A 13723-nucleotide genomic window follows, 5' to 3' on the forward strand; every position below is an offset into this window, starting at 1 on the left:
AGACCATGGATCCGCGCAGTGAAGTACTGCTTCGTCAGGCCGAACTTTTTCAAGGCAACCTGCTGCTGGTAGGTTTGCCTGCCGACGACCTGCTGGGTCGCCTGCCCAACGCTCACGGCTGGAGTTGGCATGCCGGCGACCAGGCAGCACTCGACGCACGTTTCCCCGCGCGCAGCCAGTTCGGCGTGACGGTGCCCGAGCGTACGTTTGATGCGGCGGTGATCTTCCTGCCCAAGTCCAAGGACCTCACCGACTACCTGCTCAACGCCGTGGCCGCGCGACTGCCCGGCGCCGAGCTGTTTCTGGTCGGCGAGAAAAAAGGCGGCATCGAAAGCGCCGCCAAACAGCTGATCCCCTTCGGCAAACCGCGCAAGCTCGACAACGCGCGCCATTGCCAGCTGTGGCAGGTTACGGTGGCCAACGCGCCGCAGGCGGTCGACCTGCAAAGCCGCGCGCAGGTCTTCGACGTCCCGCTGGCCGAAGGGCCGCTCAAGGTCGTGAGCCTGCCCGGCGTGTTCAGCCACGGTCGCCTGGACCGCGGTACCGAGCTGTTGCTGGAGCATCTGGATAAGTTGCCGAGCGGACATTTGCTCGACTTCGGTTGCGGCGCCGGCGTGCTCGGGGCTGCGGTAAAACGTCGCTACCCGCACAACACCGTGACGATGCTGGATGTGGATGCCTTTGCCGCCGCCAGCAGCCGTCTGACCCTGGCCGCCAATGGCCTGGAAGCCGAGGTGTTGACCGGTGACGGCATCGATGCCGCGCCGATGGGTTTGAACGCGATTCTGAGCAATCCGCCCTTCCATGTCGGTGTGCATACCGATTATTTCGCCACCGAGAACCTGCTGCGAAAAGCAGCCAAACATCTGGCAAAAGGCGGCGAACTGCGCTTGGTTGCAAATAGCTTCCTGAAGTACCAGCCGCTGATCGAGGAGCATCTGGGCGTGTGTGCGATCAAGGCCGAAGGCAACGGTTTTCGCATTTATCGTGCCAAGCGCGGCTAATGGCAATTTGAAAAAGAAGGCTTGCCGAATGGGTTTTGCCTAGGCAGAATCCGCTCCGTCCTAGGGGAGTAGTCTCCCACGAGCGCCACGCTCGTCCGGCATACGTCAACATACTTGGTCAGCAGACCATGGCGTATGCGACCCAGGAGTCCGCACAGACGGACCGGGGTTTGACAAGACCTATGACACGCACACCTTACCCGGGGCGGGAAGGCTGTACGTGTCATAGCCGTGTCGACCCGCCCCTGGAAACTTACCTGATGCTGGATTCACTACTCGTTCCTACCGCAATCGTTGCCTTGGCCGAAATCGGCGACAAGACGCAACTGCTTGCGCTCATTCTCGCTGCTCGCTTTCGCAAGCCCTGGCCGATCATCGCCGGCATCGTCGCCGCGACCCTGGCCAACCATGCGGCCGCCGGTGCCGTGGGGGCCTGGTTTGGCAGTTTCTTCTCGGATGCAGTGTTGCACTGGATACTCGCGGCGAGCTTCTGCGCCACGGCGTTGTGGACCCTGGTGCCGGACAAACTCGACGATGACGAAGCCAGCACCACGCGCAAGTTCGGGCCATTCCTGACCACGCTGATCGCGTTTTTCCTCGCAGAAATCGGTGACAAGACGCAGATCGCCACGGTGATGCTGGCGGCGCAATACCCGGAGCTGTGGCTGGTGATTATCGGCACCACCCTGGGCATGTTGATTGCCAACGTACCGGTGGTTCTGGCGGGGAATTTTGCTGCAGAGAAACTGCCGCTGACCTTGATCCGCCGACTGGCCGCCACGGCGTTTTTCATCCTGGCGATCGTGGCGGTGTACAAGGCCATGCAAAGCAGCGGCTGGATCTAGCACACCACCTGCAGGAGTCCGGCGCAAGCCGGACTCCTACAAGGGTTCAGCGCTTAATCAAGATTTCTTAGCTTGCTGGTACAGCGGCATCACCTTCGGAATTGCCGCCTGCAACGAGGCGATTCGGCTGTCGGACGCCGGGTGAGTACTCATGAACTCCGGTGGCGCGCCTTCGGAAGCCTTGGCCATTTTGTTCCACAGCGTGATGGCGGCGTTCGGGTTGTAGCCAGCACGCGCCGCCAGCTCCAGGCCGATCAGGTCCGCTTCGTTTTCATTGCTGCGGCTGTTGGGCAAGGTCATGCCGTAGTTGGCCACCGTGTCTGCGAGTGCCAGGCTGTCCTGGCCCAGGCCGAACAACGCGCCGGCGCCCTGCTTCGCCATCTCGATCCCGTAGGCCTTGGACATGGCTTCGCGACCATGTTCACGCAAGGCGTGGGCGATTTCATGACCCATCACCGCGGCCAGTTCGTCATCGGTGAGCTTGAGGTTATCGATCAACGCGCTGTACACGAAAATCTTGCCGCCAGGCCCGCAGTTGGCGTTCATCTCATCACTCTTGATCAGGTTCACTTCCCACTTCCACTGCGCCGCATCGGGGCGGAACGTGGGCGCCTGGGCGATCAAGCGGTTGGCGATCGCCTGCACGCGCTTGGCGTTGGCACTGGTCTTGTCCACCAGGCCTTTGCCACTGGCTTCGCCCAGGGTCTGCTGGTATGACTGGGCATACATCTGGTCGACTTCCTGGCTCGACAGCATGCTGAACATGTATTGCTTGCGCTCTACCCCAACGGCGCCGCCGCTGGTGGTATTGACCGACTGGCACCCGGCCAGCAACACCGCTGCCGCCAACACACTTACCGCCAATGATTTCTTCATAAACGCTCTCCCTGAAAACATGGCGCGTATCGTAGGCGCTCGCGTGTATCGACGCCAGATACAACAGACGCTTAACCACTCATTTTCGGATACATCCCACAAGCCCTTACTGCGGCGGCGCCAGCGAATCCATCCGTTCAAGGTTGAGCTTTCAGCGGTCTCGAGGGCCCTATCGCAGGCAAGCCAGCGCTCACATCGGAGTGTATTCACAGGCCCAAATGTGGGAGCTGGCTTGCCTGCGATGAGGCCCGCACCTACACCCCATACCCCCCAGGCTCACGCCGGGGTCAGGCACTCCGGTCCGTTGAGCTTGGGATCGTTGACCATATTGGCCAGGACCCGCTCGCGCAACGCGACGGGCTCACTGGCCAGCAGGCCTTGCAACACATGCAGTGGGGTCTCCGGATCCAGCCAGGCGGCCTGCCCGGCAGCGTCTAGGATCAATGGTCGTCGCTGACTCTGCGCGGCTTGCGTCACTACCGCCGTGCTCAGCCACACCTGCTCCTGCACCGGATAGGCCTCCCAGATCGCGGCAAAAAACAACGTGGAGCCCTCCCCCGGCGTCAACCAATAGGGGCGTTTGCGCTGGGTACCGCGCCATTCGTAGAAACCATTGGCGGGCAGCAGGCAACGGCGCTGGCGAAACGCTTCGCGAAACATCGGTTGTTCGGCCAGGGTTTCGGCGCGGGCATGAGCCGGCGTGCGGGACAGGTCCGTCAGCCACGGCGGCGTCAGGCCCCAGCGGGCGCGAGCCAGGGTGCGCTGGCCTTCGCTCTGGCGCTGGATCAGCACCGAATCGTTCGGAGAGATGTTCCACTGGGCCTGCTGGTCCGCCGGAAAGCCCGGCAAGGCAGCAAAGGTGGGGTTCCAGCGAAACAGGGCATAACGTCCACACATGGGGCAACACGACTCTTGGGTAAACCGACCGACAGCCTAACAGACCAGCACGTCGGGGAAGCTGTCGGGTTCATCGCCGGGTAACGGCTGCGCGCCGATGTAGGCAGTAATCAGCTCGCGGGCGTAGGCCGCCTGGTCGTTGTCCACCTCCAGCCCCAGCAGGCCGAAGATCGGCAGCTCGCCGGTGCCGCCGAGCAAATGGCGGCCCACCAGGTGCGCTTCGATACCCTCGCTGGCGAGCATCTGTTGCAGCAGCTCGCCTTCCATCAGGTTTTCCGGTTCGTAGATTCGCTGCATGGGCGCCCCCGCTATTCATTTTCGCTACGGGTTTCAAGCATCCATTCTTCATCATGGACCTGAAGAACGAAGGTAATTGGCCGGCAGCACACCTGGCAGTCTTCTATATAGGTCTGATCGCCACCCGATAAATCCACCGTTGTCTCGACCACTTCACCACAATAAGGACAATCGTACGTCGCGGTTTCCAGCATCGCAGCCTCCAAGGTGACTTGTGCGTATAATCGCCGGTCTATTTACAGGGTTATCGTTCGGCCGAGCCCATTACTCCGGCCGCCCCCTGGTATTTCCTCTACTTACCCTAGCCGTTTCTAACAAGAGAGCATGATGGGCGAATTCGATACCATCCGACCTTACAACGACAGCGAAGTCCCGGCAGTGCTGGCCCGACTGTTCAGTGACAAGGCCTTTCTGGACATCCTGACCCACTTCCGCTTCCCGCGCTTTGCCGGCGCCCTGGGCTGGCTGCTCAAGCCGATGATCGCCCGCAAATTGCGCCGTGAGTTCGCCGGCGTCACTACCGTGGCCACGCTGCAGGACAAAGTCGAGTACTACGTCGATCACACCATCGACCGGGCGACCGACGGCGTGACCTATACCGGCGTCGAGCAGCTCAAGTCCGGCATCGCCTACCTGTTCCTGGCCAACCACCGCGATATCGTGATGGACCCGGCTTTCGTCAACTACGCCGTGTACCACGCCGGCCTGCCGACGCCGCGCATCGCCATCGGCGACAACCTGCTGCAAAAGCCGTTTGTCAGCGACCTGATGCGCTTGAACAAGAGTTTTATCGTGCACCGCTCGATCACCGGGCGAAAGGAGAAGATGGCGGCGTATAACCTGCTGTCGGCCTACATCAACCATTCGATCCGCAACGATTGCCAGTCCATCTGGATCGCCCAGGCCGAAGGCCGCGCCAAGGATGGGGATGATCGCACCGAGTCGGCGATCCTCAAGATGTTCCACGTCAGCCGCAAGGACGAGCCGTTTGCCGAGGTCATCCAGTCGCTGAACCTGACGCCGGTGTCCATCAGCTACGAGTACGACCCATGCGACGCGGCCAAGGCCCGCGAGCTGTATATCCGCGCCACCACCGGCACCTACACCAAGGCGCCGGGCGAAGATGACGTGAGCATTGCCTTGGGTATCACCGGCTACAAGGGCCGGGTGCACATCAACTTCGCGCCACCGATCACCGAGCGTTTCGAAGACACCAAGCTGCTGGCGGTGGAAATGGACCGGCAGATTCTCGGCGGTTACCGGCTGTTCCCGGTGCACTACCTGGCGTATCAGCAATGGAGCGACGCCGACCCGCAATTGCAGGTGCCGACGGCGGCCGAGGTGTTCCCGGCGGACGAACTGGCCAAGGCCAAGGCTGAATGGGAGCGGCGCCTGAACGAATGCCCGGCCGAGCACCGGCCGTTCCTGGTGGTGCAATATGCAACACCGGTGCGCAATCAATATCGGGTCAAGGCGGGAATTCCACTGTAACCGCTGTACGAACCCGCTTGTGTAGATGCGGGCTTGTGTAGGAGCCGGGCTTGCCCGCGATGCAGACACCTCGGTGTATCAGTCACGCTGAGGTGATGCTATCGCAGGCAAGCCAGCTCCCACACAAGCCCGCTCCCACATTTGTTCAGCGGTTTTTTCAGAGGTGGGTGCTCAGCCACGAGATGGCCAGTGCCAACCCCAGGCAGGCGAACCCGACGCGGTAAGCCAGTCGATGCGCCCGTTCGGTGCGCACATCCAGAAACAACATCGGTTGGTCGATCGCGCGGTCTTCGCTTTGCGCGGCCAGGTCGGCCATCGCGCGCTGTTCGCGCAGTCGGGTAAAAAACAGCAGGGCCGCCCCAGGGCAGGCCACCAATAAAGCCAAAGCATTGATCAATAGTGCGGGCAGCGCCATCGCAAACCTCAGGAATACAGTGTCTTGGTATCAATTCAGATACAAACCTGAACGATAGTGGCCTCCGGCGCCTGAAATGCTCCCTCCCCCATTGACGGCTAATGTATCCAGTAATTTACAGCGTCACCTGAACGTCACCTTAACAGGCCACTCTGTTGCCCTTCGAACGTTCGGGAGCTTGTCATGCTGCACGCGCAAAACCAGGATCGGTTGTATCTGATCGCCCCCAGCGATGAGCAAGAGGCGCTGATCGGCGGCCTGGCGTTCAACGTCCAGGACCGCCATTGGCTGGTGTATTGCGCCCTGGGCGGGCATCAGCATGCGGACCTGCCGGAGGCCGATGGGTTGACGGGGGTGAGCCTGCTGGATTTCTGTATCGACACCGCCGCATGAAACTGAAGGCGAAAAAAAGCCGGGCTCATCGCTGAGCCCGGCTTTTTTAGTAAGCGGTTATTGCGAGCTGAGCAATGAACCGATGCTTGGATCCTTGAACAGGCGGGTCAAGGCATCGCTCAGCACGTCGCTGACCAGCTTGGTGTTGGTTTCCTGGTTCGGCGCCATGCCGAAACGCTGGTTGAGCGAAGCGCCGTAGCGGCCGCTGTAGCGACGCGTGCCGGCAGTGACGTCGGACTTGAACGTCGCGCCAATCGAGGCTTCAGTCACGTACAGGCCTTCCTTGGGCGACTGGTACTTCAGCTCGGCCAGGGTAATGGTCAGCTGAGGCGCGCCCGGCGAGTTGGCCGGGGTGAAACCCAGCAAACGCACGGCAGCTTCGGCCTGGGCCTGCAGCTTGGGCAACACATCCTGGCCGTTCACCGACACCAGGGCGGTTTCAGGGTACAGGCCACCACGGGAACCCAGGGTTGGCGACGGACGACCATCCACGACCCGCACCGACACCGGCTGGCCATGGCCCACCGGAGCCAGTTGCGTGGTGATTTTCGGCTCAGGGCTCAGTTGTTGCGGGCTGTTGGCGCAGCCAACCAGGGTCAAGCTGGTCACAGTGATCAAACCGAACAACAGGCGTTGCAACATGCTCTTCTCTCCAGAAATCAGGTACCGACAGGCCGGCAGTATAGCGGGGCGCCACTGCGCGGAACTAGCGCCAGTTACAACCTGTGACCTGTAGCCGACATCGCGGTTCGTTGTAACCCAGATGTCACAGCCGTTACACGGGCTCGTCATCCCAGGCGGGCATGCTTGGCCCCAATCTCAGGAGGTTGATCGCCATGCATTTTCTCTGGTCTCTGTTTACCCGCAAGCCCGCCCTTCGCCAGTTCGCCCTGCTCGATGTGCAAGGTCGATGCCAGGCCTTTAAGGAGTGCCACCAGCCTCCGGTCGGCGAAGGCTGGGTAGAAATCGAAGAGATTCGCCTGAGCTGGATGCACCACCCATTGCCGGCCAGCGCACGCGTCAGCCCACGCCCTGCGCGGTCGCCCCGCCACCAGCCGTTGGCCGCCTGACCGAAGTCCTAATAAAAGTCATAAAACACGCCCATTTCCTTGGCGTTCTTCGCTACAATCTCCCCCCGATTATAAGGACGTCTCCTGATCGGGCCTCGCAGCATCGTTAATGCCTCGGCATTAACCTCAAGAATCGCCCACAGAGAGCCGCCCACACAGATCGAGTGAAGCTGGCGCGCTTGCTGTTTTCTTTGCAAACCACCCCTCTTTACCGAATCTGCCAGAGCTGCCATTGCGCTCGGCCACTTGAGTTGTTTGCCCGTCTTGCCGCGTCTCGGCAAAGGTTTTGCGGGCCAGGTGCCAGGCTGGGGCAGCCCTTTTTTGAGGTTCACGTCTTCAAAAGAGCGTGAAAAAAACGGGTTTTCACAACTTCACAAGAGTGTGGCGAGCAAATGAATAGTTTGGCGTTTGTACAAGCACCATCAGCGTCTGGAACAGCCCAACCACACAGGACCGAGTACTCCTCAACAACCGGAGCTTGAGCCTGTCCGCTACGGATTGGTTGCACGAATCGCACGCTTTGACCATAAGTCGAATTGCCACAGGCGCCCATGAATGCGTTCATAGGCAGATTAGCCGGCAGGAAGCGTGCGCTGAAATTGCAAAGAATTGCGAATCGGACATGGCGATCCTGGCCATGGGTAACCTGGGGCAACACGTGAACCGCCCCGTCACTCCTGGCAGCCATGCCGTCAATTTGGTGCTGCAGATTTTGGAGACGCGTTAAATGGCGCATAACGAAGCAGTCGACGTAGTACTGGTAGGGGCCGGCATCATGAGTGCCACCCTGGCCGTATTGCTCAAAGAGCTCGACCCCGGCCTCAAGCTGGAAGTCGTTGAGCTGATGGATTCGGGTGCCGCGGAGAGTTCCAACCCGTGGAACAACGCCGGTACCGGCCACGCCGGCCTGTGTGAGCTGAACTACACGCCGCAGGCCGCCGATGGCTCCATCGACATCAAGAAAGCCGTGCACATCAACACCCAGTTCGAGGTCTCGAAGCAGTTCTGGGCGTACCTGACCAAAAAGGGCACCTTTGGCTCGTCCAAGTCCTTTATCAGCCCAGTCCCGCACCTGAGCTTCGTGCAGGGCGAAAAAGGCGTGTCGTTCCTCAAGAAACGCTTTGAATCCCTCAGCCAGCACCACGCGTTCTCGGACATGCACTACACCGAAGACCGCAACGAGATGGCCGAGTGGATGCCGTTGATGATGCCGGGCCGCCCGCTCGACGAAAAAATCGCTGCCACCCGCGTGATGAACGGCACCGACGTCAACTTCGGCGCCCTGACCAACCAACTGCTCAGCCACCTGACCAGTTCGCCGGATGCCCAGGTCAAGTACAGCAAGCGCGTGACCGGCCTCAAGCGCAACGGCGCCGGCTGGACCGTGAGCATCAAGGACGTCAACAGCGGCAACAGCCGCGAGGTGGACGCCAAGTTCGTATTCCTCGGCGCCGGTGGTGCGGCCCTGCCGTTGCTGCAAGCCTCGGGCATCGAAGAAAGCAAAGGTTTTGGCGGTTTCCCGGTCAGTGGCCAGTGGCTGCGTTGCGACAACCCGGAAGTGGTCAAGCACCACCAGGCCAAGGTCTACAGCCAGGCCGCCGTGGGCTCGCCGCCGATGTCCGTGCCGCACCTGGACACCCGCGTGGTCGATGGCAAGAAGTCCCTGCTGTTCGGGCCATACGCCGGGTTCACCACCAAGTTCCTCAAGCACGGCTCGTTCCTCGACCTGCCTCTGTCGATCCGTGCCGGCAACATCGGCCCGATGCTCGCCGTGGCCCGCGACAACATGGACCTGACCAAGTACCTGGTCAGCGAAGTGCGCCAGTCCATGGAGCAGCGCCTGGAATCCCTGCGCCGCTTCTACCCTGAAGCGAAAGCCGAGGACTGGCGCCTGGAAGTGGCCGGCCAACGGGTGCAGATCATCAAGAAAGACCCGAAAAAAGGCGGCGTGCTGCAATTTGGCACCGAGCTGGTCGCGGCCAAGGACGGTTCCCTGGCGGCACTGCTGGGCGCCTCCCCTGGCGCTTCGGTGACCGTGTCGATCATGCTGGAGCTGATCGAGCGCTGCTTCCCACAAAAAGCTGCAGGCGAGTGGGCAACCAAGCTGCACGAGATCTTCCCGGCTCGCGAAAAGGTCCTGGAGACCGATGCCGAGCTGTATCGCAAGATCAACGCGCAGAACAACATCAGCCTGGAACTGGTTGAGCAAAGCAACGAAGCCGAAAGCTACGCTTAAGGCCGTGCTGCAATAAAAAACGCCCCGCTCTCGGCCTGAGAACGGGGCGTTTTTTTATGGCCGGGATAATCAGCTGCGCGCGTTATCGATCAGCTCGATGTACTCGGCGGCGTTGCGCTGGTCCTTGATCAGGTCGACAAAGGTCTGGCCATGCTCGTCCTTGCCGTCCAGGTCCAGGCCGGCTTCCTTGAAAAAGCCCAGGAACCGTTCGAAATCGTCGATACGCAGGCCACGGTAAGCCTTGATCAGTTTGTGCAGGGACGGTGAAGTCGCGTCGACCGGCTCGAAGTCCAGGAACAACTTGATCTGATCGTCGCCGATCTCGTCACCAATCACCTGTTTCTTATCTTTACGCATTACCGACTCCAGCCTGCAGACATTTACACGGGAAACGCAGTTTACCTGCGGGGCACACGCTGCGGAAGCAACACACGTTCAATGTGGGAGCTGGCTTGCCTGCGACGGTGTCGCTTCGGTTTTACTGACAGGCCGAGTTGGCTGCATCGCAGGCAAGCCAGCTCCCACCTGTGTTCTGCAGCGCTGTCACTGCTTGGAGCGAACGACACCGGTGTGCAAATCCGCCCAGATATGCCCATTGGCATAACTGAGGAATTGCACATACACCGTGTCATTGCGCAGCAGGTCGACGATCACGCGGTACTGGGCCACCGGGTAGGACAAGGTCAAGGTTTTGCTCTTGTCGTCGTATGCGGGCTTTTTCAGACTTTTGCTTTCGGCGTCGAAGTTGAGCACCACCTGGGCGATGGTCGCGCCCTTGTTCAGGGGCTTGCCCTTGAGGCGGATCATCAGCGGCGAAGTCACCGGGATCGGTTGCTGGTTGGATTGACGCTGGTTGCCGACCACCACCGCGTATTCGGTGACTTGCAGCAACTGCTGCTGGTCGGGCGTCTCGGCGCGCAGGGTAAGGTCGTCCGACGGCAGGAACTGACTGTGCATCGGCGCAGGCGCGGCGGCCAGGGGCAAACTGAGGGTCAGCGCCAGGGCGGCGCAGGTGCGTATCAACAGGCTCATGGGCCGCTCCATGGGAGATGGCCCAGCACTGTAGCTCAATCGAACTGGGCAAGCATCCAGCGCTGATACTCGACCACGCCGGCATCGCCCTCGCGGGGCGCCCAACTGGCTAATTCGCCCTCGCCCACCGGCCGATAAGGCCCGGCTTTGCACTCGAACATCACTGTATCCGGTGCCAGCACCACCAGGCCGTGGAACACCCCTGGCGGCAGGTCGACACCGGCACACGCGCTGCCCGCCTGCATCACGCGCTTGGCTATGACCTCACCAGTATCGCTGAACACCAACAGGCCCAGGCTGCCCTGGAGCACCAGCAGGGTTTCCGCCTTGTCGGCGCTCAGGTGCCGATGCGGCGGCACATAGGTGGCGGGCTGCAGGCCCACGGCCAGGCGATGGCAGGGCTCATCCATCTGATGGAAGTTGTGATGGTGCCGGCCACGCGGGCTGGCGGCCGCTTTCTCGGTCAATTCGGCGAACAGCGTCTGATCCAGAAAGCGGGTCATCAATCACATCCCCTTGACGGCGAAAATCCCGTTGGCATTGCGCCAGTAACCTTTGTAGTCCATGCCGTAACCGAAGATGTAACGGTCGATGCACGGCAGGCCGACGTAATCGGCTTTCAGGTCCGGGCGGGCCTTGCGGTCATGGTCTTTGTCGATCAGCACGGCGGTGTGCACCTTGCGTGCGCCGGCGTGTTTGCAGAAGTCGATGATCGCGCCCAGGGTGTGACCTTCGTCGAGAATGTCGTCGATGATCAGCACGTCACGGTCGATGAACGAGACTTCCGGCTTGGCTTTCCAGAACAGGTCACCGCCGCTGGTTTCGTTGCGATAGCGCGTGGCGTGCAGGTAGGACGCTTCCAGCGGGAACTGCAGGTGAGTGAGCAGTTTGCCGGCGAAGATCAGCCCGCCGTTCATCACGCAAAAGACCACCGGGTTGGTGTCGGCCATCTCGCGGGTGATGTGTGCGCCGACCTTGGCGATCGCTTCTTCGACTTGCGCTTCGGTGTACAGGCAGTCAGCCTCGCGCATGATTTGACGGATATGCTCGAGATCAGCGGACATGGCGCTCTCCAAGGGGGTGCTGTGGCAAGAAAAGCGGGCAAAGGTACGCATGTGAGGCGCAACGTTCAAGCCTTTATGGACTAACGTACTTGATGTCTATAGGACAACACCCTCGGATAGATTAATCTAGGCCGGTTTTTTTGCCCGCCGCCGGAGCCTTTCCCATGCCCACTCGCGAGATCCGCCACCCGCTGATCCGACACAAACTCGGCCTTATGCGCCGTGCCGACATTAGCACGAAGAATTTCCGTGAGCTTGCTCAGGAAGTCGGAGCGCTGCTCACTTACGAAGCCACCAAGGATTTGCCCCTGGAAAGCTACGAGATCCCCGGTTGGGCCGGTCCCGTCCAGGTGGAGAAAATCGCCGGTAAGAAAATTACCGTGGTGCCGATCCTGCGCGCCGGTATCGGCATGCTCGAAGGCGTGCTCAGCCTGATCCCGGGCGCCAAGGTCAGCGCCGTCGGCGTGGCTCGCAACGAAGAAACCTTGCAGGCCCACACGTACCTGGAAAAACTCGTTCCGGAAATCAACGAACGCCTGGCCATGATCATCGACCCGATGCTCGCCACCGGCAGCTCCATGGTTGCCACCATCGACTTGCTGAAAAAGGCCGGTTGCAAGGACATCCGCGCCATGGTGCTGGTGGCCGCTCCCGAAGGCATCGCTGCCGTCGAGAAAGCGCACCCGGACGTGCAGATCTACACCGCCTCCATCGATGAGCGCCTGAACGAGCACGGCTACATCATCCCAGGCCTGGGCGATGCCGGTGACAAGATCTTCGGCACCAAGCAGAAGGACGCGTGAGCATGCAGGATGAATTCAACGACCCGCTTTGGCGCCAGATCCTGTCCGGCGCACAGATGCTCTTCGTAGCATTTGGCGCGCTGGTGTTGATGCCGCTGATCACAGGTCTTGATCCAAACGTCGCACTGTTTACCGCAGGCCTGGGCACGTTGCTGTTCCAGGTGGTCACAGGGCGCCAGGTGCCGGTATTCCTGGCATCGAGCTTCGCGTTTATCACGCCGATCATTCTCGCCAAGGGCCAGTTCGGCCTCGCGGCGACCATGGGCGGGGTGATGGCGGCCGGTTTCGTTTATACCTTCCTCGGCCTCGCCGTGAAGATCAAGGGCACCGGTTTCATCGACCGGCTGCTGCCGCCCGTGGTGATCGGGCCGGTGATCATCTCCATCGGCCTGGCCATGGCGCCGATCGCCGCCAACATGGCGATGGGCAAGGCCGGTGACGGCGCCGAGCTGATCCATTACCAGACGGCGATGATGATCTCGATGCCGGCGCTGCTGACCACCTTGATCGTGGCGGTGTTCGGCAAAGGCATTTTCCGCCTGGTGCCGATCATCTCCGGCGTGCTGGTGGGGTTTGCCATGTCGTTCTACTTTGGCGTGGTCGACACGGCAAAAATCGCTGCCGCCCCTTGGTTTGCCCTGCCCCACTTCACCGCGCCGGAGTTCAACTGGCAGGCGATCCTGTTCATCGTACCGGTGGCCCTGGCCCCGGCGATCGAACATATCGGCGGTGTGATTGCGGTGGGCAGCGTGACGGGTCGCGACTACTTGAAGAAGCCCGGTCTGCACCGCACCCTGTTGGGTGACGGGATTGCCACCACGGCCGCTGGCCTGTTTGGTGGCCCGCCGAACACCACGTACGCCGAAGTGACCGGCGCGGTGATGCTGACCAAGAACTACAACCCGAAAATCATGACCTGGGCAGCGGTCTTTGCCATCAGCCTGGCGTTTATCGGCAAGTTCGGCGCACTGCTGCAAAGCATCCCGGTGCCGGTGATGGGCGGGATCCTGTGCCTGCTGTTCGGCTCGATTGCCGCGGTGGGGATGAACACCTTGATCCGCCACAAGATCGACCTGGGTGAGGCGCGCAATCTGGTGATTGTGTCGGTGACCCTGGTGTTCGGGATTGGCGGGGTGCTGGTCGGTACCGGCACCGGCCCGGATGATTTCGGCCTCAAGGGCATCGCCCTGTGTGCGGTGGTAGCGATTGGCTTGAACCTGCTGCTGCCGGGCAACGATGGCTGGAAGAACAAAAAATCTGATGAGCCACTGCTCTAAGGCTGTCGATTTTCGGTGTTGCT

The 13723-nt window shown here is 61.0% G+C and carries 19 protein-coding genes and 1 riboswitch; of the genes, 8 read left to right on the top strand and 11 right to left on the bottom strand.

Going from position 1 to position 13723, the window contains the following annotated elements; all coding sequences use genetic code 11:
* Positions 1 to 5: 5 nt before the first annotated feature.
* Positions 6 to 1004: a class I SAM-dependent methyltransferase gene (locus NTD80_RS27465; protein WP_262135574.1), complete on the top strand. Its 999-nt coding sequence runs from the start codon at positions 6 to 8 to the stop codon at positions 1002 to 1004.
* A 51-nt stretch (positions 1005 to 1055) separates the two neighbouring features.
* Positions 1056 to 1175: riboswitch (yybP-ykoY riboswitch) on the top strand.
* Positions 1176 to 1264: 89 nt separating this feature from the next.
* Positions 1265 to 1849 (top strand): TMEM165/GDT1 family protein, encoded by a 585-nt coding sequence (locus NTD80_RS27470; RefSeq protein ID WP_004372026.1) that lies wholly within the window; start codon positions 1265 to 1267, stop codon positions 1847 to 1849.
* Positions 1850 to 1906: 57 nt separating this feature from the next.
* Here the strand turns inward: NTD80_RS27470 and NTD80_RS27475 are convergent, their stop codons facing one another.
* The 4 genes from NTD80_RS27475 to NTD80_RS27490 all read right to left on the bottom strand — a co-directional run bounded on the left by NTD80_RS27475 (position 1907) and on the right by NTD80_RS27490 (position 4113).
* Positions 1907 to 2725, bottom strand: coding sequence for a M48 family metallopeptidase (locus NTD80_RS27475; RefSeq protein WP_065900771.1), 819 nt, complete (start codon positions 2723 to 2725; stop codon positions 1907 to 1909).
* A gap of 276 nt (positions 2726 to 3001) precedes the next feature.
* Positions 3002 to 3622, bottom strand: a complete 621-nt coding sequence (locus NTD80_RS27480) for an SOS response-associated peptidase (RefSeq protein WP_065900768.1) — start codon at positions 3620 to 3622, stop codon at positions 3002 to 3004.
* Positions 3623 to 3658: 36 nt separating this feature from the next.
* Positions 3659 to 3919, bottom strand: coding sequence for a putative signal transducing protein (locus NTD80_RS27485; RefSeq protein WP_064450739.1), 261 nt, complete (start codon positions 3917 to 3919; stop codon positions 3659 to 3661).
* An 11-nt stretch (positions 3920 to 3930) separates the two neighbouring features.
* Positions 3931 to 4113 carry a CPXCG motif-containing cysteine-rich protein gene (locus NTD80_RS27490; protein WP_262135575.1) on the bottom strand — a complete coding sequence of 61 codons (183 nt, stop codon included), beginning with the start codon at positions 4111 to 4113 and terminating at the stop codon, positions 3931 to 3933.
* 133 nt (positions 4114 to 4246) lie between these two features.
* Between NTD80_RS27490 and NTD80_RS27495 the strand changes: the two genes are divergently transcribed.
* Positions 4247 to 5410, top strand: a complete 1164-nt coding sequence (locus tag NTD80_RS27495) for a 1-acyl-sn-glycerol-3-phosphate acyltransferase (RefSeq protein WP_177343919.1) — start codon at positions 4247 to 4249, stop codon at positions 5408 to 5410.
* Positions 5411 to 5567: 157 nt separating this feature from the next.
* Here NTD80_RS27495 and NTD80_RS27500 read toward each other — a convergent pair whose 3' ends face one another.
* Entirely contained in the window at positions 5568 to 5825 is a 258-nt protein-coding gene (locus NTD80_RS27500) for a hypothetical protein (protein WP_262135576.1), read from the bottom strand.
* Positions 5826 to 6008: 183 nt separating this feature from the next.
* Here NTD80_RS27500 and NTD80_RS27505 point away from each other — a divergent pair, with 183 nt between their 5' ends.
* Positions 6009 to 6218: a hypothetical protein gene (locus tag NTD80_RS27505; RefSeq protein ID WP_065900761.1), complete on the top strand. Its 210-nt coding sequence runs from the start codon at positions 6009 to 6011 to the stop codon at positions 6216 to 6218.
* A 57-nt stretch (positions 6219 to 6275) separates the two neighbouring features.
* Here the strand turns inward: NTD80_RS27505 and NTD80_RS27510 are convergent, their stop codons facing one another.
* The gene (locus NTD80_RS27510; RefSeq protein WP_065900759.1) at positions 6276 to 6860 is read right to left on the bottom strand and encodes a YajG family lipoprotein; all 585 of its coding nucleotides are present in this window, start codon (positions 6858 to 6860) and stop codon (positions 6276 to 6278) included.
* 194 nt (positions 6861 to 7054) lie between these two features.
* On the opposite strand from NTD80_RS27510, the gene NTD80_RS27515 reads away from it, so the two are divergent.
* The gene (locus NTD80_RS27515) at positions 7055 to 7288 is read left to right on the top strand and encodes a hypothetical protein (protein WP_065900757.1); all 234 of its coding nucleotides are present in this window, start codon (positions 7055 to 7057) and stop codon (positions 7286 to 7288) included.
* A gap of 8 nt (positions 7289 to 7296) precedes the next feature.
* Here the strand turns inward: NTD80_RS27515 and NTD80_RS27520 are convergent, their stop codons facing one another.
* Entirely contained in the window at positions 7297 to 7620 is a 324-nt protein-coding gene (locus NTD80_RS27520; protein ID WP_262135577.1) for a hypothetical protein, read from the bottom strand.
* Between the two features lie 395 nt (positions 7621 to 8015).
* On the opposite strand from NTD80_RS27520, the gene mqo reads away from it, so the two are divergent.
* Positions 8016 to 9524 (top strand): malate dehydrogenase (quinone), encoded by a 1509-nt coding sequence (mqo, locus tag NTD80_RS27525; RefSeq protein ID WP_065900751.1) that lies wholly within the window; start codon positions 8016 to 8018, stop codon positions 9522 to 9524.
* A gap of 69 nt (positions 9525 to 9593) precedes the next feature.
* On the opposite strand, the gene NTD80_RS27530 is transcribed toward mqo, so the two are convergent.
* The 4 genes from NTD80_RS27530 to NTD80_RS27545 form a co-directional block, all read right to left on the bottom strand.
* Complete coding sequence (locus NTD80_RS27530) at positions 9594 to 9881, bottom strand: PA4642 family protein (protein WP_065900748.1); 288 nt, start codon at positions 9879 to 9881, stop codon at positions 9594 to 9596.
* Positions 9882 to 10067: 186 nt separating this feature from the next.
* On the bottom strand, positions 10068 to 10556 hold the full coding sequence (locus tag NTD80_RS27535; RefSeq protein ID WP_262135578.1) for a hypothetical protein: 489 nt from the start codon (positions 10554 to 10556) through the stop codon (positions 10068 to 10070).
* Positions 10557 to 10591: 35 nt separating this feature from the next.
* Positions 10592 to 11059, bottom strand: a complete 468-nt coding sequence (locus NTD80_RS27540; protein WP_262135579.1) for a WbuC family cupin fold metalloprotein — start codon at positions 11057 to 11059, stop codon at positions 10592 to 10594.
* 3 nt (positions 11060 to 11062) lie between these two features.
* On the bottom strand, positions 11063 to 11620 hold the full coding sequence (locus NTD80_RS27545) for a hypoxanthine-guanine phosphoribosyltransferase (RefSeq protein WP_025856323.1): 558 nt from the start codon (positions 11618 to 11620) through the stop codon (positions 11063 to 11065).
* 164 nt (positions 11621 to 11784) lie between these two features.
* On the opposite strand from NTD80_RS27545, the gene upp reads away from it, so the two are divergent.
* Positions 11785 to 12423 carry a uracil phosphoribosyltransferase gene (gene upp, locus NTD80_RS27550; protein WP_024073483.1) on the top strand — a complete coding sequence of 213 codons (639 nt, stop codon included), beginning with the start codon at positions 11785 to 11787 and terminating at the stop codon, positions 12421 to 12423.
* Positions 12424 to 12425: 2 nt separating this feature from the next.
* Positions 12426 to 13700, top strand: a complete 1275-nt coding sequence (locus tag NTD80_RS27555; protein WP_092240754.1) for a uracil-xanthine permease family protein — start codon at positions 12426 to 12428, stop codon at positions 13698 to 13700.
* The last annotated feature ends 23 nt before the right edge of the window (positions 13701 to 13723 follow it).

This window comes from Pseudomonas sp. 13B_2.1_Bac1 (assembly GCF_025466155.1).
In the GTDB taxonomy this organism is placed as follows: domain Bacteria; phylum Pseudomonadota; class Gammaproteobacteria; order Pseudomonadales; family Pseudomonadaceae; genus Aquipseudomonas; species Aquipseudomonas aylmerensis.

Excerpts from the sequence above, each read along its gene's own strand:
- NTD80_RS27465 (WP_262135574.1), top strand. The coding sequence starts at position 6 with ATGGATCCGCGCAGTGAAGTACTGCTTCGTCAGGCCGAACTTTTTCAA.
- NTD80_RS27470 (WP_004372026.1), top strand. The coding sequence starts at position 1,265 with ATGCTGGATTCACTACTCGTTCCTACCGCAATCGTTGCCTTGGCCGAA.
- NTD80_RS27475 (WP_065900771.1), bottom strand. The coding sequence starts at position 2,725 with ATGAAGAAATCATTGGCGGTAAGTGTGTTGGCGGCAGCGGTGTTGCTG.
- NTD80_RS27480 (WP_065900768.1), bottom strand. The coding sequence starts at position 3,622 with ATGTGTGGACGTTATGCCCTGTTTCGCTGGAACCCCACCTTTGCTGCC.
- NTD80_RS27485 (WP_064450739.1), bottom strand. The coding sequence starts at position 3,919 with ATGCAGCGAATCTACGAACCGGAAAACCTGATGGAAGGCGAGCTGCTG.
- NTD80_RS27490 (WP_262135575.1), bottom strand. The coding sequence starts at position 4,113 with ATGCTGGAAACCGCGACGTACGATTGTCCTTATTGTGGTGAAGTGGTC.
- NTD80_RS27495 (WP_177343919.1), top strand. The coding sequence starts at position 4,247 with ATGGGCGAATTCGATACCATCCGACCTTACAACGACAGCGAAGTCCCG.
- NTD80_RS27500 (WP_262135576.1), bottom strand. The coding sequence starts at position 5,825 with ATGGCGCTGCCCGCACTATTGATCAATGCTTTGGCTTTATTGGTGGCC.
- NTD80_RS27505 (WP_065900761.1), top strand. The coding sequence starts at position 6,009 with ATGCTGCACGCGCAAAACCAGGATCGGTTGTATCTGATCGCCCCCAGC.
- NTD80_RS27510 (WP_065900759.1), bottom strand. The coding sequence starts at position 6,860 with ATGTTGCAACGCCTGTTGTTCGGTTTGATCACTGTGACCAGCTTGACC.
- NTD80_RS27515 (WP_065900757.1), top strand. The coding sequence starts at position 7,055 with ATGCATTTTCTCTGGTCTCTGTTTACCCGCAAGCCCGCCCTTCGCCAG.
- mqo (WP_065900751.1), top strand. The coding sequence starts at position 8,016 with ATGGCGCATAACGAAGCAGTCGACGTAGTACTGGTAGGGGCCGGCATC.
- NTD80_RS27530 (WP_065900748.1), bottom strand. The coding sequence starts at position 9,881 with ATGCGTAAAGATAAGAAACAGGTGATTGGTGACGAGATCGGCGACGAT.
- NTD80_RS27535 (WP_262135578.1), bottom strand. The coding sequence starts at position 10,556 with ATGAGCCTGTTGATACGCACCTGCGCCGCCCTGGCGCTGACCCTCAGT.
- NTD80_RS27540 (WP_262135579.1), bottom strand. The coding sequence starts at position 11,059 with ATGACCCGCTTTCTGGATCAGACGCTGTTCGCCGAATTGACCGAGAAA.
- NTD80_RS27545 (WP_025856323.1), bottom strand. The coding sequence starts at position 11,620 with ATGTCCGCTGATCTCGAGCATATCCGTCAAATCATGCGCGAGGCTGAC.
- upp (WP_024073483.1), top strand. The coding sequence starts at position 11,785 with ATGCCCACTCGCGAGATCCGCCACCCGCTGATCCGACACAAACTCGGC.
- NTD80_RS27555 (WP_092240754.1), top strand. The coding sequence starts at position 12,426 with ATGCAGGATGAATTCAACGACCCGCTTTGGCGCCAGATCCTGTCCGGC.